Origin of the sequence: Neobacillus sp. 114 (assembly GCF_030127045.1) — a bacterium.
GTDB classification, from domain to species: Bacteria; Bacillota; Bacilli; order Bacillales; family Cytobacillaceae; genus Neobacillus; species Neobacillus rhizophilus.
Genome location: NZ_CP126144.1, coordinates 1787684 through 1808301, shown reverse-complemented (window position 1 = coordinate 1808301; position 20618 = coordinate 1787684). Strand labels below are relative to the sequence as shown.

At 40.0% G+C, this 20618-nt stretch carries 31 protein-coding genes; 7 read left to right on the top strand and 24 right to left on the bottom strand.

Annotated features, from left to right (window positions below; translation table 11 throughout):
• Positions 1–11: 11 nt before the first annotated feature.
• Positions 12–944 (bottom strand): ferrochelatase, encoded by a 933-nt coding sequence (hemH, locus tag QNN06_RS09040; RefSeq protein WP_284037487.1) that lies wholly within the window; start codon positions 942–944, stop codon positions 12–14.
• Positions 945–1108: 164 nt separating this feature from the next.
• Positions 1109–2155, bottom strand: coding sequence for a uroporphyrinogen decarboxylase (gene hemE / locus QNN06_RS09035; protein WP_284037486.1), 1047 nt, complete (start codon positions 2153–2155; stop codon positions 1109–1111).
• 237 nt (positions 2156–2392) lie between these two features.
• Between hemE and QNN06_RS09030 the strand changes: the two genes are divergently transcribed.
• Together QNN06_RS09030 and QNN06_RS09025 are read left to right on the top strand one after the other, a co-directional pair.
• On the top strand, positions 2393–2887 hold the full coding sequence (locus QNN06_RS09030) for an antibiotic biosynthesis monooxygenase family protein (protein WP_284037485.1): 495 nt from the start codon (positions 2393–2395) through the stop codon (positions 2885–2887).
• 171 nt (positions 2888–3058) lie between these two features.
• Positions 3059–4372, top strand: coding sequence for a hypothetical protein (locus QNN06_RS09025; protein WP_284037484.1), 1314 nt, complete (start codon positions 3059–3061; stop codon positions 4370–4372).
• Here QNN06_RS09025 and QNN06_RS09020 read toward each other — a convergent pair.
• The 3 genes from QNN06_RS09020 to QNN06_RS09010 are packed head-to-tail and all read right to left on the bottom strand — an operon-like array spanning position 4369 to position 6372.
• A complete protein-coding gene (locus QNN06_RS09020; RefSeq protein WP_284037483.1) occupies positions 4369–5022 on the bottom strand; it encodes a replication-relaxation family protein in 654 nt (217 codons plus the stop codon). The genes QNN06_RS09025 and QNN06_RS09020 overlap by 4 nt on opposite strands.
• Entirely contained in the window at positions 4997–6187 is a 1191-nt protein-coding gene (locus tag QNN06_RS09015) for an FtsK/SpoIIIE domain-containing protein (RefSeq protein ID WP_284037482.1), read from the bottom strand. The genes QNN06_RS09020 and QNN06_RS09015 overlap by 26 nt, the downstream gene beginning before the upstream one ends.
• A complete protein-coding gene (locus QNN06_RS09010) occupies positions 6184–6372 on the bottom strand; it encodes a hypothetical protein (RefSeq protein WP_284037481.1) in 189 nt (62 codons plus the stop codon). The genes QNN06_RS09015 and QNN06_RS09010 overlap by 4 nt, the downstream gene beginning before the upstream one ends.
• A 591-nt stretch (positions 6373–6963) precedes the next feature.
• Between QNN06_RS09010 and QNN06_RS09005 the strand changes: the two genes are divergently transcribed.
• The 5 genes from QNN06_RS09005 (at position 6964) to QNN06_RS08985 (ending at position 8601) form a co-directional block, all read left to right on the top strand.
• Positions 6964–7179 (top strand): helix-turn-helix transcriptional regulator, encoded by a 216-nt coding sequence (locus tag QNN06_RS09005; protein ID WP_284037480.1) that lies wholly within the window; start codon positions 6964–6966, stop codon positions 7177–7179.
• Positions 7163–7756, top strand: a complete 594-nt coding sequence (locus tag QNN06_RS09000) for a membrane lipoprotein lipid attachment site-containing protein (RefSeq protein ID WP_284037479.1) — start codon at positions 7163–7165, stop codon at positions 7754–7756. The genes QNN06_RS09005 and QNN06_RS09000 overlap by 17 nt, the downstream gene beginning before the upstream one ends.
• On the top strand, positions 7756–8004 hold the full coding sequence (locus QNN06_RS08995) for a hypothetical protein (protein ID WP_284037478.1): 249 nt from the start codon (positions 7756–7758) through the stop codon (positions 8002–8004). The genes QNN06_RS09000 and QNN06_RS08995 overlap by 1 nt, the downstream gene beginning before the upstream one ends.
• 100 nt (positions 8005–8104) lie before the next feature.
• Positions 8105–8323, top strand: coding sequence for a hypothetical protein (locus tag QNN06_RS08990; protein ID WP_284037477.1), 219 nt, complete (start codon positions 8105–8107; stop codon positions 8321–8323).
• Positions 8324–8454: 131 nt separating this feature from the next.
• Positions 8455–8601, top strand: coding sequence for an aspartyl-phosphate phosphatase Spo0E family protein (locus QNN06_RS08985; protein ID WP_284037476.1), 147 nt, complete (start codon positions 8455–8457; stop codon positions 8599–8601).
• 42 nt (positions 8602–8643) lie between these two features.
• On the opposite strand, the gene QNN06_RS08980 is transcribed toward QNN06_RS08985, so the two are convergent.
• From QNN06_RS08980 to QNN06_RS08890, 19 genes are all read right to left on the bottom strand, one after another.
• Positions 8644–9609: an N-acetylmuramoyl-L-alanine amidase gene (locus QNN06_RS08980; RefSeq protein WP_284037475.1), complete on the bottom strand. Its 966-nt coding sequence runs from the start codon at positions 9607–9609 to the stop codon at positions 8644–8646.
• 100 nt (positions 9610–9709) lie between these two features.
• Positions 9710–9976, bottom strand: coding sequence for a phage holin (locus QNN06_RS08975; RefSeq protein ID WP_284037474.1), 267 nt, complete (start codon positions 9974–9976; stop codon positions 9710–9712).
• Positions 9976–10233 (bottom strand): hemolysin XhlA family protein, encoded by a 258-nt coding sequence (locus QNN06_RS08970; protein ID WP_284037473.1) that lies wholly within the window; start codon positions 10231–10233, stop codon positions 9976–9978. Before QNN06_RS08970 ends, QNN06_RS08975 begins: the two co-directional genes overlap by 1 nt.
• 75 nt (positions 10234–10308) lie before the next feature.
• Positions 10309–10578, bottom strand: a complete 270-nt coding sequence (locus QNN06_RS08965) for a hypothetical protein (RefSeq protein WP_284037472.1) — start codon at positions 10576–10578, stop codon at positions 10309–10311.
• A gap of 142 nt (positions 10579–10720) precedes the next feature.
• Positions 10721–11860 carry a siphovirus ReqiPepy6 Gp37-like family protein gene (locus tag QNN06_RS08960; RefSeq protein ID WP_284037471.1) on the bottom strand — a complete coding sequence of 380 codons (1140 nt, stop codon included), beginning with the start codon at positions 11858–11860 and terminating at the stop codon, positions 10721–10723.
• A gap of 136 nt (positions 11861–11996) precedes the next feature.
• Positions 11997–12650: a HEPN domain-containing protein gene (locus QNN06_RS08955; RefSeq protein ID WP_284037470.1), complete on the bottom strand. Its 654-nt coding sequence runs from the start codon at positions 12648–12650 to the stop codon at positions 11997–11999.
• Positions 12651–12718: 68 nt separating this feature from the next.
• Positions 12719–12952 (bottom strand): hypothetical protein, encoded by a 234-nt coding sequence (locus QNN06_RS08950; protein WP_284037469.1) that lies wholly within the window; start codon positions 12950–12952, stop codon positions 12719–12721.
• A gap of 4 nt (positions 12953–12956) precedes the next feature.
• On the bottom strand, positions 12957–13145 hold the full coding sequence (locus tag QNN06_RS08945) for a hypothetical protein (protein ID WP_284037468.1): 189 nt from the start codon (positions 13143–13145) through the stop codon (positions 12957–12959).
• Positions 13146–13148: 3 nt separating this feature from the next.
• On the bottom strand, positions 13149–13421 hold the full coding sequence (locus tag QNN06_RS08940; protein WP_284037467.1) for a hypothetical protein: 273 nt from the start codon (positions 13419–13421) through the stop codon (positions 13149–13151).
• Positions 13421–14335, bottom strand: a complete 915-nt coding sequence (locus QNN06_RS08935) for a hypothetical protein (RefSeq protein ID WP_284037466.1) — start codon at positions 14333–14335, stop codon at positions 13421–13423. Before QNN06_RS08935 ends, QNN06_RS08940 begins: the two co-directional genes overlap by 1 nt.
• Before the next feature lie 11 nt (positions 14336–14346).
• The gene (locus QNN06_RS08930; protein WP_284037465.1) at positions 14347–15210 is read right to left on the bottom strand and encodes a phage tail family protein; all 864 of its coding nucleotides are present in this window, start codon (positions 15208–15210) and stop codon (positions 14347–14349) included.
• Between the two features lie 2 nt (positions 15211–15212).
• Positions 15213–17948: a phage tail tape measure protein gene (locus tag QNN06_RS08925; protein ID WP_284037464.1), complete on the bottom strand. Its 2736-nt coding sequence runs from the start codon at positions 17946–17948 to the stop codon at positions 15213–15215.
• A complete protein-coding gene (locus QNN06_RS08920) occupies positions 17945–18211 on the bottom strand; it encodes a hypothetical protein (protein ID WP_284037463.1) in 267 nt (88 codons plus the stop codon). The genes QNN06_RS08925 and QNN06_RS08920 overlap by 4 nt, the downstream gene beginning before the upstream one ends.
• 23 nt (positions 18212–18234) lie before the next feature.
• Positions 18235–18573 carry a hypothetical protein gene (locus QNN06_RS08915; protein WP_284037462.1) on the bottom strand — a complete coding sequence of 113 codons (339 nt, stop codon included), beginning with the start codon at positions 18571–18573 and terminating at the stop codon, positions 18235–18237.
• A gap of 56 nt (positions 18574–18629) precedes the next feature.
• Positions 18630–19208 carry a hypothetical protein gene (locus QNN06_RS08910; protein ID WP_284037461.1) on the bottom strand — a complete coding sequence of 193 codons (579 nt, stop codon included), beginning with the start codon at positions 19206–19208 and terminating at the stop codon, positions 18630–18632.
• A gap of 5 nt (positions 19209–19213) precedes the next feature.
• Positions 19214–19588, bottom strand: a complete 375-nt coding sequence (gp17, locus tag QNN06_RS08905) for a tail completion protein gp17 (protein WP_284037460.1) — start codon at positions 19586–19588, stop codon at positions 19214–19216.
• Between the two features lie 4 nt (positions 19589–19592).
• Positions 19593–20015 (bottom strand): HK97-gp10 family putative phage morphogenesis protein, encoded by a 423-nt coding sequence (locus tag QNN06_RS08900; protein WP_284037459.1) that lies wholly within the window; start codon positions 20013–20015, stop codon positions 19593–19595.
• The gene (locus QNN06_RS08895; RefSeq protein WP_284037458.1) at positions 20015–20368 is read right to left on the bottom strand and encodes a phage head closure protein; all 354 of its coding nucleotides are present in this window, start codon (positions 20366–20368) and stop codon (positions 20015–20017) included. The genes QNN06_RS08900 and QNN06_RS08895 overlap by 1 nt, the downstream gene beginning before the upstream one ends.
• Positions 20355–20603: a hypothetical protein gene (locus QNN06_RS08890; protein ID WP_284037914.1), complete on the bottom strand. Its 249-nt coding sequence runs from the start codon at positions 20601–20603 to the stop codon at positions 20355–20357. Before QNN06_RS08890 ends, QNN06_RS08895 begins: the two co-directional genes overlap by 14 nt.
• Between the last annotated feature and the right edge of the window lie 15 nt (positions 20604–20618).

The following is a 20618-nucleotide window of genomic DNA, read 5'->3' as shown; positions in this document are numbered from 1 at the left end:
TTTTCACGTTCCTAATCCGCTAACTTCTTTAAGATGACGGTTGACAATGTATCAATGAATTCTTCCTTTGCATTAGGCATTTCCGGGCGATAGTAGCTCACACCTAATTCACGGGTAACAGCCTTACATTCATAATCATTATCATATAGAACCTCAAGGTGGTCCGAAACAAACCCGACTGGTGCATAGACGAATGCCTTATAGTGATGGTTATGATATAAATCTCTCGTTAAATCTTGAACATCAGGTCCTAACCATGGCTCCGGCGTATTTCCTGCACTTTGCCAGCCAATCACATAATTCTTTACTCCTGCTTCAGCAGCAATTAAATCCGCAGTTTCTTGCAGCTGTTTTGGATATGGATCGCCAAACTGAAGAATTTTTTCCGGCAGACTATGAGCTGAAACGACAAACACCGCATGATTCTTTTCTTCTTCAGGCATTTGTTCAAAAGTTTGTTTGAGCTTATCCGCCCAATATGAAATAAACTTTGGTTCCTGATACCAGCTTTCAATCGTTTTTATCGTAAGTCCACCTAATTTTTCTGCCTCTTCAACCGCTCTGCCATTGTAGGATTTTACGCTGAATGTAGAAAAATGAGGGGCCAGTACGATACTGACAGCTTCTTTAATGCCATCGTCATGCATCTGTTTAACTGCATCTTCAATAAACGGCTCAATATGCTTTAATCCAAGATACATTTTAAATTCAACTTCATCCTGAATTTTATTTAAATATGCTTCCAGCTTTTCACCTTGTTCAAGAGTGATTTTTGCAAGCGGAGAAATCCCGCCAATCGCTTCATAGCGGTTACGAAGGTCCTCAATCATTTCCGGGGTTGGTTTTCTTCCATGCCGGATATGGGTATAGTATCTTTCCAGGTCGTCTGCATTATAGGGGGTGCCGTATGCCATCACCAGCAAGCCCATTTTCTCTTTCGTCATCGTTTGCACCTCTTATGTAATTTTCCGTATTCCATTTATAATTAGGGATAGGGCCACAAGGCCTGTACAGTCTCAACCTGACATCCCTTATGGCCCTTTTTAATAGCTTTTTTATTTTGCCAAAAATCTGCTCTTAATACCAATAAAAAGCTTAATTCAACAGGTTATCTGCCGTTTTTCGCTGCTGAATATTCATGAATAAAAGCCGTAAGTTTTTTCAGGTTTTCCGGATTAACAGACGGGAATACCCCGTGGCCTAAATTAAAGATATAGCCGCCTTGCTCCATTCCCTGATCTAAGATAGCTTTTGCCCTCTCTTCAATTACTTCCCATGGAGCCAGAAGGATCGCTGGATCAAGATTTCCCTGGACTGTTTTATGAATACCCATTTCCCGTGCTTGGCGGATTGGCAAACGCCAATCAAGCCCAACAACATCTAGCGGCAGGTCATTCCATTCCAATGCCAGGTGGCTTGCGCCGACACCGAACATGATTAATGGAACATTCTCTTCTCTTAATGAAGCAAAAATCCGGTTCATGACTGGTTTAATAAAATAACGGTAATCCTCTACATTTACAGCGCCAACCCAAGAATCAAAAATTTGAATGGCGCGTGCTCCGGCTTTGATTTGCGCTTTTACGTATGTAATGACCATATCGCCTAGTTTATCCATCAAAGCAAACCAGGCCTTCGGCTCAGCGTACATAAACGCTTTTGTCTTATTATAGTTTTTTGAAGGGCCGCCTTCGATCATATAACTGGCAAGCGTAAATGGGGCACCGGAAAATCCGATTAACGGCACGGTTAATTGTTCCTCTGTCAATAATTTAATCGTATCGATGACATAAGGAATATCTTCTTCAGGATTCAATTCCCCTAGTTTTTCCACATCCGCAAGCGAACAAATTGGATTATCAATGACTGGACCGATGCCGCCTTTGATTTCCACATTCATCCCAATGGCAGGAAGCGGTGTCATGATATCCTTGTACAAGATCGCGGCATCAACATTATATTGTTCAACAGGCAGGCGGGTGACATAAGCACACAATTCCGGCTGATGAGTAATTTCAAATAGAGAGTATTTTTCTTTAATTTCCCGGTACTCCGGCTGTGAACGTCCTGCCTGGCGCATGTACCAAACTGGAACATAATCCGTCTTCTCTCCCCGAGCTGCTTTTAAAAATGTTTCATTAATAGGCTTTGCCATAAAAATAAGTCCACCTTTCAAGACATTCTGTTTTCCATTTTAATATATAGAACAGGATTTTAAAAACTTTCTTTCATACACAGTTGTCTTCACTATATCGATAATTTCCTCCTCTGCATAGCAAACGATTACTTTTGTCAAAAAAAAGTCGATTTTTACGTTTGAAAATGAGTTTAAATAAGAAAATAGTTTTTGCATAAGCTATTACTTAAGATAAACTTATGGGGGGATTTGAAAATGACCGTTTATATTACCAGTGGAACGCTCGATTTTTTAAAAACGATTAAAGCGAAATATCCCGCTGAAAAAATTATTATGATGAGCAGTGCAAATGGAGCATTATTATTCCATGAAACTGCCGGAAAAACCATTTTTAATGAACCAAGGAAATATGAAGTCTTTGAATCAATCGGAGAAATGAGTGGCGAAGGGTTTGTTGTGATGAAAAATATTCCCGTTACACCTGAAGGCCACCCAATATTTGAACATCACCTAAAAAATCAAAGCAGGAAACTGGAAGGCACACCTGGTTTTATCGCCCTTCGCGGGCTCCGCCCCTTGGCCTCAAATACATATATAATTATGATCGTGTGGACCGATGAAAAATCTTTTGAAGATTGGCATGTCACGAGTTCATTTCTTGAAGGGGATAAAAACAATCCCGAGAATGACGATCTTCTAAACATATTCGAAAGTGCACCCTATATCAGCAGCTACACAATTGAAGATTAATTTTTCAAAAGGAATGGAGAATCTAAAGCCATTCCTTTTTCCTTTCCACGGTTTAAAAATTTGTTTTTCCCCCGCTCACCTCTTTTAAGCAATTTCATATTCTGTATTACATCCAGCCGGGCAGATACCTATTATGAAAAGTCCATGGATGAAAGAAAGGAGGTTAATTTTATGCTCGTGGAGCTTACTGCTCTTCATTGGATATATGTCGTCTTTATTGCACTGATTATTGGTTTTATGGTCATGAGACGAGACACGACGATTGTCTGCATTGCCGGTATTTTCTTAATTGGTCTTATCGCTACAGGCAGTTTAAGTCATGCGATAAGCAGCATTTTTAATAGTTTTGCTTATGCGATAACAGAATTATTGTCCACCATCCTTGTCATCTCCATCATTGTGGCGATGAGCCATACGTTAACCACAACAGGGATCAATGATGTGATGATTTCGCCTTTTCGGAAGCTGATTCGCAACCCGGCATTAGCATACTGGACAATCGGAATTTTAATGATGGTCATCTCCTGGTTCTTTTGGCCATCCCCTGCCGTAGCCCTGCTTGGTGCTGTTCTCCTCCCGGTAGCGATTAGAGCAGGCTTGCCGGCGCTAGGTGTTGCCATGGCCATGAACCTGTTCGGGCACGGAATTGCTTTATCGGGGGATTTTGTCATTCAAGCTGCACCGAAACTTACATCTGATGCCGCCGGGATCCCCATCCAAGATGTCATTGATGCCAGCATTCCTTTAGTATTTATCATGGGTATTGTGACAACGATTGCGGCCTTTTACTTCCTGCGCCGTGACATGAAGCGGGGAATTCTCAAGGCCGATACATCAATTATCTCCGCTTCTGAAGCTGAAACCATACAGCCAGGGCTGCTTTCTCTCTCCCAAAAACGATTCTTTGCCATAATAGTTCCTTTATTATTTGCCGCTGACGTTGCTGCTATGACAATCCTTGATTTAACCGGGGGAGATGCAACAGCTTTGATTGGCGGAACCTCGATTTTAATTCTTCTGTTAATCTCATTGACAAGTTTTAAAAATGAAGGTCTTGAAAAAACAACTAATTACTTGATTGAGGGCTTCCAATTTGGTTTTAAAGTCTTTGGTCCAGTCATTCCAATTGCCGCTTTCTTCTACTTGGGAGATGCCGGCTTTACAAAAATCATTGGAGAATATCTGCCGAAAGCCTCTCAAGGAATAGTCAACGATCTAGGTCTGGCACTAGCTAACATCGTTCCGTTAAGCAAGGCGGTTGGAGCCGTTACTCTGACTGCTGTTGGTGCCATTACCGGACTTGACGGCTCAGGATTTTCCGGTATCTCACTAGCCGGTTCAGTTGCTGCTCTTTTTGCCGTCGCAATTGGAAAAGGTGCGGCTACCCTGACTGCGCTAGGTCAAATCGCTGCAATCTGGGTTGGCGGTGGAACACTGATACCGACAAAAGACAAAAAATATAGAAAGATAGTGCTCTCTCCTTAGAGGGTATTAGCAATTTTCACCCGAAACGGCTTAACTTCTACTTTTACCCTCTCTTCACGCATTTTCAAACTAGCTTCAAATTTCTCGAACGACTCCGCTTGGAAAACTTTAAAGGGATACTGCCCATCCAGTGCATAACGTTGATCAGAAAGAATCAAAATATGAGGGAAGGGCGTACCCATGTTGCCGGTGTTATACAAATCAACATATCGGTCTAATTTTACATTCATTTGCTTCTCGGAATAAACCGTTCTTTGAACCTCCACAAAGAAATTGGTCCTCCTATATTGGCAAAATATATCCGGCTCGGCACACTCGCCCTTCTTCCCGAATTTTGGTTCAACCAGGAATGTTTCCAGGTTCCCTAATCGTTTTAGCTCCTTATACACTTCTAAGATTGCGAGAAAATGATTTATCTTCGCTGAATCCTTTTTAATGTTAGTTTCAGCTGCAAAGTAAACGTATGGTACGAATTTGGTTGACCGCTGCACATGCCCTTCCCGGAGCAGTCTTAACAAAACGCTGTTGGCTGCATATGTGGGATTCTTAAGATGGCCGAAATATAATTCCGCTATTGAATCGCGATCCATTACTCTGAATTTGCTTAAATCCTTCAAAATTGCCTTATCCCTGTTGGTCAATGGCATCATTAAACACGTCCTTCTCAGTTAATACTGGTTGCTCTTCCTTCGCTTCTTTTTCCTCTGGAGCTTGCTTTTGATAGTTATGATTTTTCCAATCAGTCTTTTTGTAAGGCTTTAAAATTTTTTCTGTTTTATCCTCATTTAAAAATGGGGCCCGTAATTCTGTTAATTCATCAAGATTTAATAAGAATGTCCCCGGCTGTTCTTTACTGATAAGCTCGCTTCCAGGTGTCTCTCCTATCAATGCATTGCGTTTATCTACGGTTCTAAAGCCCATTCGTACCGACAACAGCCCTCTAACATCAGTGGATAAAATTTTATGGCTGGGCCGCTGCATGGCTAAGATTAAATAAATTCCGTATGCCCTACCCAGGCTTGCAATTTGGAGCAAATCAGCCATGATGTCTTCGTCCCTAATCATCACAAATTCATCCACACAAAGAACGATATAAGGTGGTTTTTTGGTGTTTGGCAGCTTGTTAATATGACGGACTCTATGATCCTTTAATAATTGGCCTCTTTTCGTTAATTCTTTTTTCAAATGTTTTAATACCGGCGCAAATTCCTTTTGGGTATAGCAGACGCTTTTTACATGTTCAATTCCTTCATACAGGTTTAATTCAGACATTTTGAAGTCAGCAAAAAAAAATTGGATTTGTTGAGGAGAATAAAACTGGATTAGGGTTGTGGATATTACATGTAGGATGGAACTTTTTCCGCTGCCTGGTTCACCATAAATTAGTAAGTTTGGACTGTTAGTTGCATCGTAAATTCTGAAGTTGCCCAGGGCATCACCTCCACAGACAATCGGGATGATCAGATTTTCCTTTTTGATGATTTCTAAGTACTTTGGATAGGTGTAATCGACTTCCCCTATTTTTTGACTTTCCCTAATGGTTAGTTTGAATTTTTTAAAATCACCTTCCAAGTTAACGCCATCCCCAAAACACTGCTGAAATACATAAAAATGCTTTTTGAGTAACTTTGGATCAACACCATTTGGAAGGGTGAAAACAAAATAGTTATATTTATCGCCTGGTACGTTGTGGATTTTAGGAAACACTTTTCGTTCCCCGTTATCTGTTTTAAAAGTCTTATAAATACCAGCTAATTTAAAAGCATTAATCAGCTGCTTTCTTTGTTTCATTGAATTTATAAACTGTCCAATCATCTTAACCACCCTAATATCGGATTTGTTTCTAAGAAGTAGACTCCAAGAGCCATTCCTGCTAAGGGAACCGCTAGTTTTAAAATTGTTCCTAGCCAGAAAAATCCGGTATCCTCCAAAGCTTTATCCGCAATAGCAATTACAATGGTTCCGCCAGCTGCCATAATTAATCCGGTTGAAAACATCATTTATTCCTCCCTTAATTCAGCTAGACATTCGCCGCAGTACCAACCGTCCAATGCGTCAGACCAATTACCGTGAGTACGATAAGTTTCTTCGCCGCAATTTTCACAAATGTGCATTTTGATTTTCCTCCTATAAATAAACTTCATTTTCCTCTGCCCAATCCTCTAAACAATCTTCACAAAAACGGCAATTCCAATGATCTTCGTCCTTTTGGCATCCACAGTTAACACAAAACTCGCTCATAAAATCGCCTCCTTTCAAATTGCCAGATTTTCAGAAAATTGCCCACCTCCCCCGGACCCCCTCTTTTAGGACGTCCGGCTTTCGCCTCCCTATTAACAGATTTTGTTTTTCGTATCAGATAAGCTTTTTTTCTTGTACAAGTGCACTGATAATGATGATGTGGAAATGATACAAAATAGAAGAATAAATCAGCTGTAAATGTTTTGCGGATGATTTGTTGTTGATATAGCCTATGGGCGAATACCCGTAATCTTGCCTGTCCTTTAAATTTTATTTTGATTCCTCTGCAAATTAAATTTTGAAAGGATTTTAAATGGACTAGAAGAATATAAATATAGAGGTGTTTACTGATGAAAAGCCGAATCGGAGAATTTATTGATGCAGCTGGGTACAAGAAGAAATACATAGCAAAAGAATTGGAAGTATCTCCAACTCAATTATCGAACTGGATAAGCGGGCGCTCTTATCCGACGATTGAAAAGGCTTTTAAATTGGCCGCATTATTAAGTGTTAAGGTCGATGATCTATACACAAAGGAGGAAAATGAAGTTGAAAAAAGTGATTAGTTTATTTGTGGCAGCCGCTTTACTATCCGGATGTACAAAATATGAAAACGGCAAGCCTGTTAACCAGGAAGAAAAACCAAAAGTTGAACAAAAACAAAAAAAGGCTGCAGCTCCAAAAGAAGAACCTAAGAAAGAGCTGACACTAGAAGAGAAAATCACAAAGGATATCGAAAAGAAACTTGGTAAGCAGACCAACACCAAAAAGAAAAGAATTGTTGATCTGACTGCGAATGATAATGCTGGAACAGAGGTAGAAGGAGATAAGATTATACTTTTAACTTTGGCCGGCGATGAAAATTTGTCTAACAAAATGACAATTAAGGGAATGTTAATGGATAGCAGCAAGGCGTTCCAAGAAGTTTTTAAGAATAAAGATGCTTCCGAGGTCACTTTATTTTGGCAGTTTCCAATGGTTGACTCTTATGGAAAATCTAAAGAAGAAAATGTCATAAAAATATCGTTAACACGTGAAACTTTTGATAAAGTCGAATGGCAAAACTTTGATTACAACAACTTTGAGAAGATTGCAGATCAATATTGGATTCATCCGGCTTTAGCGAATGAGTTGAATAAATAATGACCATACACATTCAAATAAACTACATCGCATCCAGTAAATTATCTCAAAGTGGAACATTCCAGTTAAGAGGGCGCCGCCCGGAACAAGTCGCACTCGCTTTTTGGAAGCAAATTAAAAAAGATATGTCTTACCACGCCAATCTGGTGACCGTTATCCTAAACGGTGATCAGGATATAACTCAGATGGTAATAGAATTGGAGAAGCAGGAATGGGATAAATCGCTAGATGATAATTTGCCCTTTTAAGCCCGAATATGGGCTTTTTATTTTGCCATAAAACGTCCATATTTGGCGCTAGGGAATAAAGAATTGATATCGAAATCAATCATGGAAAGGAGGCAATATTATGCCATTGTGGATACGCGACTTTTGGGATTGGTTTTGGTATTATCGACGCGGGAAAATCAAGTTTACTGTTTATGGTTACGAAGGTAATTATGAGGCATCAGCCGGAAACGGAAAGACATTTGTTTGGCACTGTTATGGAAATACTCCAGAGGCAGCAAAAGAAATGGCTCTATTTAAATTAAAGCAAGCTCTCGAAGAAATGCAAAAAGAACATTGATAATCTTGGTTAAGCTCCTTACTCAATGAGCCAGGCACTTTTCCCATTTTGTAACCAAATTATTACTACCCAATACTCATTCTATTTGGTAAAATTATCCCATATTTACTTTAAAGTGGGAGAGAAATAAAGTGAGCAATGATGAATTGACCAAGAAAATCGAACTAATAAGGGGGAAAATGATACATACGGGGATGACTGAGGGCCTTACATCTGCAGCTACTATTAATTTAAGTCAAATGCTAGATAAATTATTAAATTTAAAAATGAATACATAATAATAAGCCCTCCTGCTCAATCGAGAAAGAGGGCTTATTTTGTTAGGCTAATTTAATTTCAATGGCTTCTATTCTCTTGGCTTCCCCTACTGTTCCAGCAACTTCACCGTTTTTCTTCCAATCAGTCCAGCCAATATTTTGAACGTGTACTCTATATAATAAGTTAAGTTTGTCAGAATTTATTTTTACAGCTTCCAGTCTAAGACCTTCACCAATTGTTCCAACAACTTCCCCGTTGGTGCGAGCTGGTGTCCATCCTTTATTTTCTACATGTCCTTCAACCGAAACAGCTGCATCTGAATTATCCAGTCTTACGGTTAAAGCTTCTAATCTTAGGGATCGTCCAATCGTCCCAGCTGTTTGACCATCTCTACGAGGCCCTTGCCACCCAATACTTTGTACGTGGGCTTCATACACGATAGATGGCTTAGTGGTAGAAGTGGATTGAAATTGTTGTTTTTCTGGCAATCCCAAATACTTCGCCACTCCTCTTGCATGAGCCTCGCCTAGAGCTTTCAAAAATGCTTCATCCTTTAATCGGTTGCCATCATTGCTATCGATAAACAGGTTTTCAGTTAGGATAGATGGCATATTGGTTGTCCTTAACACAGCGAAATTTGCGCGCTTTTTACCGCGGTCTGTAATAGATCCGTACTGTCGCATAGCTGCTAAAATTTCAGCATGGAGAATATTCTGCAAAGCAATGGAGGAAGCTCCAGCGCCGTTATATACATAACTTTCAAAACCGGTTCCCCCACCTGCATTAATATGGACGGAAACAAAAACATCTGCGGGCCAGGCATTTGCCCCATCATCACGTCTAGTTAATTCCACGGTTGCATCCTTTGTTCGGGTTGCCCGCTGCTCAAAATCGTAATAGTAAGATTCTAAGTAAGTCATGGCATACTGAACAATTTTTAGGGTCAAATCTGCTTCACGCAATCCGTTCCCTAATGCTCCGGGGTCAATACCTCCATGCCCAGGGTCAAAATAAATTCTTTTAACCATCACTTATCCTCTCCTTTATATATTTTTATGTGTAACATTTCATATTCGGGTGGGCGATTTCTCTTTTTGAGTAATTGGGACTATGAGTAATCATTTCGAATCAATTAGGCTCTGAATACTGTTTTGCCCGCTCGCTGTCCTCATATCCTTTTGTGGTTGGGTCCTGTACCATTCCGAGCATGGACAAAAGCACAAAAATAGCGTTAGCCAATGCCAACGCCCACCCTTTGAATTCTTCTGTTATTTGGAAATCAGTTATTCCCAGGTTGTTTAAAGCGAATAACACCAGCTGCACGACAATCATAATCTGTGATACGAATCCGGCAACCCACGGCCAATTCTTAAAACGGACTTTCCAGTTAATCATTACAATCCCCCATTTTTCGCGTAATGAAATAATAGGTTGACGGCCCCGACCAGGACTGCTGCTATGACTGTTCGCCAAAGCCAAGTAATATTACCCTGCATTTCGTCCAATCTTTTGTGTGCGCTCCTGGTACTCTGCAGAGCTTCTGTTGAGTCCTTTTCTACACCGTTTATCATGGCCATCTTTGTTTCAATAACAATGAGACGGTCCTTGATATCGTCTAATTTTTCTTCGAGTTTGCTAACGTTTGGCTCCATTTTGACCTCCTGAATTCAAAATAAAAAGAGCCCCTAAGAGCTCTTTTGTCGAAATATTTTTCAAAATAATTAAAGTTAATCTTTGTTGATTTCACCAGTATTTGGGTCTACAGAATATGTTTCCTCAATTTCTACCCCATTCTCTACCCAAGTAACTGTCATACTCATATCTGAATTTTTAACGAGTTTAAAACCTTTAAGATGTTTTGTTAATAATAAATCTAATCCATCGAGGTCCATGCTTTTATAACCTGTCGCTGTAGTTTTGTTACTAACTAATTTTTTTAATACTTGTTTTACGTAATGCTCAAGATTCTTTTTGTCTGTCTCAACTCTCTTTACCATTTTTATTACCTCCCATATTGGATGGTAATATTGTCCAACAAAAAAAGAATTTTTTCAATATTTAAGTCCTAAATATTTTCACATCATGACTCATAAAATTTTTGAGCTATTTGATAAACTGAATCGAGATTTGAACTAAAGTTCATCTTCTAACTTCCCCTGCTATCTGAGAAAGCTCTTGCTTAATTTTCTTAATTAAGGTTGGGCGATTGTTTCCAAATGTAGCTTCTAGCTTAAATCCGGATACTTCATAGATTTCTTTGATTTCGGTTATCCTGGAATCCAATGTCACTCCCCAGTCTTTGTTTTGGATGGTAACGACATCGCCAAGGTCGTAATCTTTTTCGTACTTAAAAGGTGATTTAGTTAAAATCTGTCCTTCCAGGTATTGCTCCTGTAGGAATTCATTTAGCTGATGTTGTCCCCGGTCGGTTAGAGTTTGGATAACCTGCGCTTCTGGAATAGGTACATCATTATCATCCTTCTCTGCCACGTCCCGGGCATCGATAAAGATTTCGTGCCTAGATAAACCTATATCGGTTCCAACGGTAACTATTCGCCTGTCTACGCCCTCTCCCTGGCCGCCCACATAAGCATAATTTTTATAATTGAGCTCGCTCTCGGTGTACTGGAGGGATTGCAAGCTATCAAACTGTGGGCTAAAAATAACTGGTGGAAGGGTTGATTTATTAACCGTTAAATCTCTGCCGGCAGCTACGTCGAAAACCCATTTTTTAGACTGAATATCAAGACTTACATCCCAACCTAATCCACTATATAAAGATATTTCCGACAAATCCTCTGCTAAATTTTTATACCTGGACTGCCACGAAATAGACTGACCCCGATTTTGATTAGCTGCCAAGATCAATTGAGAAATTTTTCGGTTAGGATCAGCAGCATTAATCAGATTATTATTAACATAGTGCTGCATCACCGTTTCAGTGTTTCCGGATTTATTATCATAAGCCGTTGTGGAAGGTGGAACTGTCACCCTTTGGCCAATAAGAGACTTTAAAGCTAAAGCATTGATTGCCCAGTTTTCTGAGGCTTTTCCATTTTCATCAAGAGCAATTTCACGATGCTTAATAATAAACGCCTTTTTAGGATTAATATAAATGATATTACCTTTTACAAGATGTTCCACATGCTTTTTATATCGATTAATCCTTAGTTCCAGCTGACCAATGCCGTGCCATGAACGAGTAAAAAACATAGACTCATAGTTATCTATTTCGGCTAACAGTTCAAAACTCGGTGTGATTATTCGTATTGGCTGCATGATCCACCTGCTTTCTAATAAAAAAGGACCTAATAAGTGATTAGGCTCTCTTTATTGTATTCAAAATAAAAAAGAGGACTGTTAGTGTCCTCTTTTACCCCACTTCTTACTGGTTTAACTTAATGACAATATTGTCTCAACGTTCATCTTTAAATAGGAAAATGCCATCATCTTTTACATTTTCAGTTTGATAGGTCCTATCCACGATTCCTTCTTTAATGGACATTATTTGAAATACATACTGCTTTTGCTGTATGAAATCATCTTTTCGGATATTACATAATAAAAAGTTTTTATTAAATAACAAATCATGTTTTTCATCTAGATGTTCATGATATTCAGATTTTAGCGTATGCCCATTAATCGAGACACTAATACTGTTTAAAATTGTGATAGCTGTGAAGTCTAATTCCGCTAATGTTTTATATTGTGCTACCGAAAGCTTAAATGGTTTACTTGGATTATTAAAAACCTGATTATCAAAGTAGCGAAGATTATAGGATCGCGATAAAAAATCCATAAAATCTTCGTTAAGCTTTTTGCTTAATTCAGCATCGAATGTTATTACCTCCGCAAAAAGCTTATCCACCTGATGTGTTTTCTTTGAGCTTCCGTTCAAAACAATAAACACTTTCAACAATTTTTCAATAGCTGTAGCCGAAAGAATTATCCCTCTAAAAAGTAACCCATTGATTAAAAGTGTTCTAGCAGCCAAATAATCTCTATATCCTACAGTCAGAAACCCTGAAATTCTAGCGAATTTACTGCTATCTATATCAAAACTTTTCATAATTATCCCCCCTTAAAAATCAGTAATATTTTACCAAAATCCTTAAGGGAAGTACATAGGTTAACATTTTATATAAAAGGTGTTTGCATTTGTGTATATGCAATTGTATCATCATATTCTTGCTGAGTAATCCATCCTTGAGCGAGTGCGTTATTGATTTGCACATCAGTGAAATTAGCTGCAGCATACTGTTTAATTTCTTCATGATAGCTTTCAATCGTCCCCGAAAACGTGCGTGTACCATCAATATAAATAGAATAAGAGTATCCTCTAACAAGTCTCTGTCTTAATGTCTCAGCCATAGAGTTAGCCTCCTAATGTTTCCAAAATGAAATTAATATCGTCTTGCATTTTTGCATCCCTCTGCCGAAGCGCTTTGGCTTCAGCTTTTAGTTTTTCGTTTTCTTCTCGTAAAATTTCAATCTCTGACTTTTCAGGAGGTGCGTTTAATTCTGCCTCAATTTCTTCTTTTGTTTTCCATATTATCTTCGGCATTACCTACACCTCTTTCCATTCAGGAAATAAGTCCTCTTGATCCGCATTTACACCAATAAAATTCAACAACTGAACCGACAAAACACCATTCACTCGTTCTGCAGAAAGGATTGGATTAACAGATAAGGTCGTTTCTACGCTATCTAATCGTCCGTCAGGCATCTCGGAAAAATCAAATACTTCCGATTCTCCGTTTAGAGTAACAGTAATCGCTTCTCCATTAAACTCGTAAACTAGAGAATCGTCAGAACGAACAGGACTAAAATAAACTCTCATTATTTCCACCATCCAATCGCAAAACAATTCATTCCAGCAACACTATTTACGGTGCTTCCTGAAGTATTTTTAAAACTGAATCTCCAAGCGCCTAAAACGCCAATAGTACCAGTTCCAGTAGCTTGGTCATCCATAATAGGGATATACAAACGACTTCCATCAGAATTAGTAGGATAGCCCATAATGGATACGGCTGGAACGCCAGTAAATGTAGCAGGATAAGGTAGCTCAGGAGAAGTGTAAGTTCCACCAGGTGCAACATTTATGCTTGATACGGAAACAGGAGAACTACGCAACCAGCACATTTGAAGACCATTTGCAAACCGGATATAATACCCATTCACGTTGCTCCCGCTTTCAACTATTTCGCTAGTTTGTCTTAAAGTGGAAAGCCCATTTTCCAAAGCAGTAATTCTAGACCCATCCACAAACGGATCTACAAAATCTGCAGACCGCTTATCCGTAATCTGAGCCTGATCAATAGTCGATTTGCTTTTTGTTACCCGGATTTCCGCTAACGCAATTTCTTTAATAAAAGTCGAATTAGCTGGCACAGGAGCAACTGGATTTGCCGCAGCTGTCCCTTTTACTACGAAACTTCTAATATATCGATTTTGCTCGGTCAAGTCTAAGCGTAAAACTACCAAATCGATACGGTCTAAGGTCGCCTCAGCTGCATCCACATTTAAAGTTAAAACTGCATCGTTTTCGTACATATGCCCATCGATAAATGCGCAACCAATACCAACCTTAACTTTCATCCCGGTACCATCAGCCGATACCGCCAGGTTGTCCCCTTCCTTGTAAATACCGTTTTCTAAAAACTTCGAAAGTACCTTTGACCAATCAGAGGAAGCGTAAAGTCGCCTGTCATTAATCGATGTATTTGAATCAAAGAAATAATATTTTTCCAAGGTCTCACCTCCTAGATTGCTAGGTATCTATTTTTATAACGTATCTCCACGTATCCACTGCTTTCCGCGTCATCGGATGAAAAGGAAATTTCGTTTTCACCCGTTAAAAGCTGAAAGAACGAAGAATCTAAATCGATGTAATTAAACACATCAGTCCTGTTCCCATCTGCAGAAACGATTTCCACCGTCTTATTGCCAAACTCCGTTGAAACTTCTAGAACATCGCCTGCACCTAAAGAACGATTGACTTTGATATATTCCCCGGTCGTTTCATTTGTGACTGTCGGGTTTGTAGCCGGTCCATAAAAGTCGATTGTGACAGGTGTGGATACATCACCATCATTAACAAGAGTTGCCCGATTAGCTCTCTCTCCAAATTCGACAGGAAACTCAAACGGGAATTCGAATTTGCCAAGCCAAGCTGTAAGTGGTTTCTCTGTTTCTATCAAATCCATCCAATGTGGATTTGCACACTTAAGGGTAACAATCGACATTTGTAAATTGTCAAATCGATTATCTTTTCCCGATGGGTAAATCGGTACATGTTCCGGTACCGCTTTAATCGTTTTTATTTCATTTCCGTAAATGTATTGCAAAAAACCTTCTCCGTGTTTCGGGCTAAAAACGGATGAAAAATGCCTCCTCGTTTCTGATAATTCACCTTTGGAAGGAGCTAAGATACTTATCTCCATCGAGATAATTCTTTCATTTAACAAGCTATCAATATAAGTTGAACCGTCTTGATATGGGGCCTTTTGCGTCTGATTTTCGGCCTCCACATCTCCGAGACCATCTATTTTTGAAAGAATAAAAGGGGGATTATCCCCCAACTCTACTGTTTTACCTCTACTATTTGTAAATAATAAGCGTTGCATATTTAAATACCCCATTCCATCGCTAATTGTCTAGCAACTTGGAGATTTTTTCGGGCTGTTTCGGATGCAGATAATAGTGATGGACTGTTAATCGTGATATTCTGTGTAATTCCACCAAAACCTCCTTGAGCGAGCTGAGCACCGCTAGAACTTCCTCTGCCACCCACATTTAATTCTGTGTTGACTAAAGGAATGTCTGGAATAGCTGCATTGGCCAACTCCGTGGAAGTTCGGTTAATTTTTGAAACCATACTGCTTAAACCATCATCAAGACCCATGCCTGTCCATTTACCTATCTGAAGCATGACCTTAGATGGAGAATTAATTTCTAGCTTCTTCCTTATTGACTCGCCAATGCTGCTGGCAATACCTTTCGCTTTTTCCCAAACCGCAGACCCCATTGAACCTATACCATTTACAAGGCCTTGAATGATGTCTTTTCCGATTTGCCACAAGTCAATTCCTCTGAAAAAGCTCATTACATTATTCCAAATTCCTTCTACCGTTCCCCTGACAGTTCCAAATATAGAGCTGATGCCGTTTAACATTCCTCTAAATGCTCCAGTTACTCCGTTCCAAATCATTGAGGCTCCATTGGTCAGGAAACTTATAATAAAATTCCAAACAGCTTCTAATCCAGCTTTTAAAGAGTTAAATATGGACATAACCACGCCTCTGAAAGCTTCCCAACTGGATGCACCACGAGCTCTGAATAGGTCAAATAAAGTGATTACTGCATCTACTAAACTTCTAAAGAATCCTACGATGCTGTTAACGAATCCATTTGCCAAGCTTTGTCCAGACGTAACGAAATTCTTGAAGAAGTTTACGATGCCATCTGCTAACCCTTTGACCAGGCTTAAACCAGATTTTAAAAGATTAGTAAGAAGTGATCTAAGACCTCCGACAAAGGTTAAAGTCATTATCCCCAGCACAAAATCTATAGCACCCCAGAATATTTGCTTTATGCCTTCCCACATCTTGCTAAAATCTACAGTGAATAGTCCGGCGAATACTTTCATGAGCCCCATGATGATATCCAACGCCCCGCCAATTACTTGCTTAATGGCCGTCCAGACCATTTCAATAATGAATTTAATAGCTGGCATGACGAAGTTAACAACGGCCATTATGCCGTTAAATACGTTCTCAACAGCCGCGAGAAATTGATCCCCGTTTTCGTCCCAAAACTTTTTAATAGTCGCTATTTTTTCCTGGACAAAACTTGAAACAATTCCAAATGCCGTTACTACCGCATCTTTTACTTTATTAAATATCTCTGTGACGGAAGTCCGGAAGGTTTCACTATGCTTCCACAGAGCTATTAATGCCGCTCCTAGCGCAACAACTGCCACAACAGCAATACCTATCGGACCCGTAATAATCCCCATTACTCCTCCAGCTGCCGCAATTGAACCGCTAAGGCTCGCAAAAGCTGTGGTAATAACGCCAATACTGGATATTACCCCGCCGACCACCATTAAGATTACGCCGAACGCTGTGGCAAGCCCCGTTAATGCTGCCGCTCCCAATAGTATTTTGGCAATCAAATCTACCATTTCAGGAGATAAGCCGTTAAACCAGTTAGTCATTTTTTGAATAGCCCCAACTACTTTGTCGATAGTTGGGAGAAATGCATTCCCGATTGATATTGCGGCTGTTTCGATTGTCCCTTTTAGGATTTCAATTCTACCTTTTACGTTGTCAAGCTTTGTAGCCGCGACATCGGCAGCTGAGATTTTATTCATTGCCGTATTCATCGACTCGATGCCTTTTGCCCCCTCTTTATAGAGGATATTAGCCGCCCTGATTGCGTCCGTACCGAACATTGTCTTTAAAGCCATTTGCCGTTGTTCGTCAGTCAATCCGGATAATTTTGTTTTTAGGAGCTCTGCAATCTCAGCCATTGTTTTAATGGATCCATTCGCATTATAAAACTCACTTGTGCCCTTTTTAGTCAAAAGTCCTAATTCCTTCATCTGCACTGTAGCTTCTTTAGTGCTAGGAGAAAGATTTAATAACATAGTTTTTAAAGATGTACCAGCGTCACTGCCTTTTAACCCGTTTTGTGCAAATGTCGCCAATGCAGTCGTAGTATCTTCAAACGTTGATCCGACCCCACTGGCAACAGCTGACACCATGGATAGACCGAATTTCATTTCCCCGACAGAGGTTGCCGAGGCATTTGCTGCCCCTGCTAAAAGGTCTGCCGCCCTGGTAACGGTTAAACTATCCTTCTTAAAGGCATTCAATGCTGTAGAAGCAATCTCAGAAGCACTGGCCAAATCCAGTTCCCCTGCCACAGCAAGAGAGAGCGATCCCTTTAATCCGCCTTTAATGATATCGTCTAGACTGACACCGGCTTTGATCAATTCCTCAATCCCCTGAGCAGCTTCAAGTGAGGAATATTTCGTTTCCGCTCCCATTTGTATGGCCAGCTTTTCAAGTGATTTCCCAAATTTTTTTACTTCTTCTGGAGCCATAACGGAATATACCGATGACATTTGCGACTCAAAATCCATAGCTTTTTTAACGGTAAATGCCATAGCTCCACCTAATGCCAGGAATGCCGGTCCGAACGTTTGAGTAATAGCCGAACCTGCATCAGTTAAATTTTTACCTATGTTTTCCATTTGTCGGCCGAACTGTCGAACAGAGTTTTGCGCATCAGTAAATGTGTTTGACAGACCGCTCATATTACCGAGAATACCGACTGTCAAATTTCCTAATAGACTCATGCTTTACCTCCCTTCTCTGGCCGTTTAATCCGGTCTCCGTAATGCTTATAAAACGCCTCTTTATCAGGCGTTTCTGCATAGTCTTTTTTCTTTTTCTTAGGTGGCTCTTTTGCACCAAATAAGCCAACAGCAATTCTGCTGACTAAAATGTTCGATTTGATTTCTTCGTGCTCTAGGCCGTAATCGTAATACATTAAAACAGCATCTAGAGACATACAATCCAAAAGGTATTCTGGTGTAGCCCAAGCATACATAGAACCCATACGGGCGAAAATACGCCCCATTTCTATGGGCTCGGGCTTACCTCGTTTTTTCCATTTCCAGAAGCCCGGTCTTTAATCGGTTTTAGGATGAATTCAATTAATGCCATCAACTGATCAAGGCTAGTGTTATCAATAATCCATTCGCTGGTGATATCCGGCTGAGATGGTTTACAAATTTTCACGATTAATTCAAGAAGGAGAGGAAAACTTTCCTCTGAACCAGATTTGAGGACATCTGATTTTTTCGCGATTTCCAGAGTAACTCGAGAGGGTATTTTGGAAACATCGATCTCTTTTCCCGATAACCGCACAATACGTTGCTCGGGAATAAGCTTGTCTAAATCAAGAATATCTTGAGCCATTTATTTTCATCCTTTCAAGTCAAAAATAAAAAAGCACTTCTAGAAATTAGAAGTGCTTAAACAGCAGGAGAGACTCCCTGCTCGTCGTAAATCTCGAATAATTGTTCTCCGATAGCACGGGAAGTATCAAGAGTACCTGTCATTTCAATTGGTGTCATAACTGGATCCTCTCCGTCTGCTTCCGGGAAGGAAATATTTAATCCTGTAGCAGAATTCGCCTTAAATACAGTGATTCTGAATTCTTCATTTTTATCGTTATAGTTTGTAATCCTCACAATGCGTGGGCTAAAAGTGCTTACTCCGCCGCTTAATAGTTTAACGGCTGCTTTCTTTCCTGCTTGTTGGTCCGCCGGAATTTCAGAATATTTATCAATACCACCACGAAGTAAAGCAAGATTTTTAAGGTTAATTTCCATCAAATCACCGGAAACCTTCACCTGATGGTTGCTAATACCAGCACTGATCACGCCTGCATTATCACTTGTTACTTGCCGCTCATCCCAGGACTCTTCAAAAGCGATGCCGCGCATTGCTCCTAAATCGACTAAAGTTTCCTCGGTTTCCCCAACCTCGAACTTAGCCGAGCCGAAACGGATAGTATTGGCATGCTGAACCGTTGTCATATTACGTCCCATTTAATTCACTCCCAAAAAATAAATTTAAAATCCATTGCAATATGATAGAGTTTTGTATTTTGTTCGTAGGTCTCATATTCATTTTGAAATGCAACCTGTATTATATTTGAATCTCCCATTTTACCTTTAAAACGCTGGAGGATATTTCGAATTTCTGCCGTAACCTCTTTTGCTTCGAGATACCTGGGAGAAAATACAGAAAATTGATATCGGGGATAGGCCACATCGATATCATGGTGCCGGACCCCGGAAACTTCAAGAAAAGCAACAGAAGGCATAGTTGCGTTTTCAGGTATCCACCCCGGGTAAAGACGGCTACCTATTTTTTCTTTCAAAGACTCATGGGAAAGCAAATAGTTTCGAATATCAATTTCTAGCAAGCTATCACCTTCCTTGTCTTGCCAGTGCTGCTCTTAATCCGTTAATTAGGTGGTCCCGTATCTTTCTCTTACTTTTATCGAGAGACGGGCGCATAAACGGTCTAGGCTGCTGTCTTGAGGTTCCTAATTCATTAAAGGTAATGTAATATGGATCATTCTTTCCGGTTCCATTACCAATTACAACATTAGCGTAAAAAACGCCTTTGCTATTTTTACCTACCTCAATGCGCAGTGTTTCCCGGGCTTTTCCTGTCTCAATAGGTACCCTTGAATCGGCCTCACGGAAAACAATTTCGGCACATTCAGACACAAGATCATTTAATTCCTTTTGCAGTTCCTCATCTGCTTGTTGAAGCTCTCTAATGATATCTTCCATGCCATCGACCCTTAACCGCATTCTAGTATTGAGCCGCATTCGTCTGCCCATTATTGCCGCTCCTTACACATCAGCTGTAATTCTTTTTTAGCATAATCCGTGTGGATGATATAAAGAATTTCAAATTCAGTCCCGTCATAAACAACTTTCATGGTCCGGTCAATTCCAGTTCGATAACGAATGGTAATTCGAGTCGTAACCTCTGCGCTGGCTTGCTGAGCCGCAAATAATTCACGGCCTCGTAAAGGGAATACATCTGCCCAGGTCTCTGCCACCGGAATCCAATCCTCCAAAGGCTGACCTGCTTCGTCTACATCGATTTCCGGGTCTGGAGGTTTAAAGATGCTGATGCGATGTCTAAATAGGCCGGAATTTCTATTAGGCTTATATTTAAACGGCTGCATCTGCATCTTCCTCCTCTAAGGCTTTAGCAAGGCCCAAATTATTAATCTGGCTAAGGAAATTATCGTTAAAATACTCTAACGAATCGTTATAGACGTACCGGGAACGCTCAAAAACTAGCTCTTTGAACTCTTCGTCATCGTCTATATCGTAATCCCCGCACATCCTTGTCAATGCCGCAACAGACGCAGAAAGGATGCGTCTTAGATTCTCGTCTTCATGATCCCCTAAGTGCATCCTTTCCTTGAATTC

What these genes read in the sequence shown, in the direction of transcription:
- hemH (WP_284037487.1), bottom strand. Translation starts at nt 944, where the DNA reads ATGACGAAAGAGAAAATGGGCTTGCTGGTGATGGCATACGGCACCCCC.
- hemE (WP_284037486.1), bottom strand. Translation starts at nt 2,155, where the DNA reads ATGGCAAAGCCTATTAATGAAACATTTTTAAAAGCAGCTCGGGGAGAG.
- QNN06_RS09030 (WP_284037485.1), top strand. Translation starts at nt 2,393, where the DNA reads ATGACCGTTTATATTACCAGTGGAACGCTCGATTTTTTAAAAACGATT.
- QNN06_RS09025 (WP_284037484.1), top strand. Translation starts at nt 3,059, where the DNA reads ATGCTCGTGGAGCTTACTGCTCTTCATTGGATATATGTCGTCTTTATT.
- QNN06_RS09020 (WP_284037483.1), bottom strand. Translation starts at nt 5,022, where the DNA reads ATGATGCCATTGACCAACAGGGATAAGGCAATTTTGAAGGATTTAAGC.
- QNN06_RS09015 (WP_284037482.1), bottom strand. Translation starts at nt 6,187, where the DNA reads ATGATTGGACAGTTTATAAATTCAATGAAACAAAGAAAGCAGCTGATT.
- QNN06_RS09010 (WP_284037481.1), bottom strand. Translation starts at nt 6,372, where the DNA reads ATGATGTTTTCAACCGGATTAATTATGGCAGCTGGCGGAACCATTGTA.
- QNN06_RS09005 (WP_284037480.1), top strand. Translation starts at nt 6,964, where the DNA reads ATGAAAAGCCGAATCGGAGAATTTATTGATGCAGCTGGGTACAAGAAG.
- QNN06_RS08995 (WP_284037478.1), top strand. Translation starts at nt 7,756, where the DNA reads ATGACCATACACATTCAAATAAACTACATCGCATCCAGTAAATTATCT.
- QNN06_RS08990 (WP_284037477.1), top strand. Translation starts at nt 8,105, where the DNA reads ATGCCATTGTGGATACGCGACTTTTGGGATTGGTTTTGGTATTATCGA.
- QNN06_RS08980 (WP_284037475.1), bottom strand. Translation starts at nt 9,609, where the DNA reads ATGGTTAAAAGAATTTATTTTGACCCTGGGCATGGAGGTATTGACCCC.
- QNN06_RS08975 (WP_284037474.1), bottom strand. Translation starts at nt 9,976, where the DNA reads ATGATTAACTGGAAAGTCCGTTTTAAGAATTGGCCGTGGGTTGCCGGA.
- QNN06_RS08970 (WP_284037473.1), bottom strand. Translation starts at nt 10,233, where the DNA reads ATGGAGCCAAACGTTAGCAAACTCGAAGAAAAATTAGACGATATCAAG.
- QNN06_RS08965 (WP_284037472.1), bottom strand. Translation starts at nt 10,578, where the DNA reads ATGGTAAAGAGAGTTGAGACAGACAAAAAGAATCTTGAGCATTACGTA.
- QNN06_RS08960 (WP_284037471.1), bottom strand. Translation starts at nt 11,860, where the DNA reads ATGCAGCCAATACGAATAATCACACCGAGTTTTGAACTGTTAGCCGAA.
- QNN06_RS08955 (WP_284037470.1), bottom strand. Translation starts at nt 12,650, where the DNA reads ATGAAAAGTTTTGATATAGATAGCAGTAAATTCGCTAGAATTTCAGGG.
- QNN06_RS08950 (WP_284037469.1), bottom strand. Translation starts at nt 12,952, where the DNA reads ATGGCTGAGACATTAAGACAGAGACTTGTTAGAGGATACTCTTATTCT.
- QNN06_RS08945 (WP_284037468.1), bottom strand. Translation starts at nt 13,145, where the DNA reads ATGCCGAAGATAATATGGAAAACAAAAGAAGAAATTGAGGCAGAATTA.
- QNN06_RS08940 (WP_284037467.1), bottom strand. Translation starts at nt 13,421, where the DNA reads ATGAGAGTTTATTTTAGTCCTGTTCGTTCTGACGATTCTCTAGTTTAC.
- QNN06_RS08930 (WP_284037465.1), bottom strand. Translation starts at nt 15,210, where the DNA reads ATGCAACGCTTATTATTTACAAATAGTAGAGGTAAAACAGTAGAGTTG.
- QNN06_RS08925 (WP_284037464.1), bottom strand. Translation starts at nt 17,948, where the DNA reads ATGAGTCTATTAGGAAATTTGACAGTCGGTATTCTCGGTAATATGAGC.
- QNN06_RS08920 (WP_284037463.1), bottom strand. Translation starts at nt 18,211, where the DNA reads ATGGGTTCTATGTATGCTTGGGCTACACCAGAATACCTTTTGGATTGT.
- QNN06_RS08915 (WP_284037462.1), bottom strand. Translation starts at nt 18,573, where the DNA reads ATGGCTCAAGATATTCTTGATTTAGACAAGCTTATTCCCGAGCAACGT.
- QNN06_RS08910 (WP_284037461.1), bottom strand. Translation starts at nt 19,208, where the DNA reads ATGGGACGTAATATGACAACGGTTCAGCATGCCAATACTATCCGTTTC.
- QNN06_RS08900 (WP_284037459.1), bottom strand. Translation starts at nt 20,015, where the DNA reads ATGGGCAGACGAATGCGGCTCAATACTAGAATGCGGTTAAGGGTCGAT.
- QNN06_RS08895 (WP_284037458.1), bottom strand. Translation starts at nt 20,368, where the DNA reads ATGCAGCCGTTTAAATATAAGCCTAATAGAAATTCCGGCCTATTTAGA.
- QNN06_RS08890 (WP_284037914.1), bottom strand. Translation starts at nt 20,603, where the DNA reads ATGCACTTAGGGGATCATGAAGACGAGAATCTAAGACGCATCCTTTCT.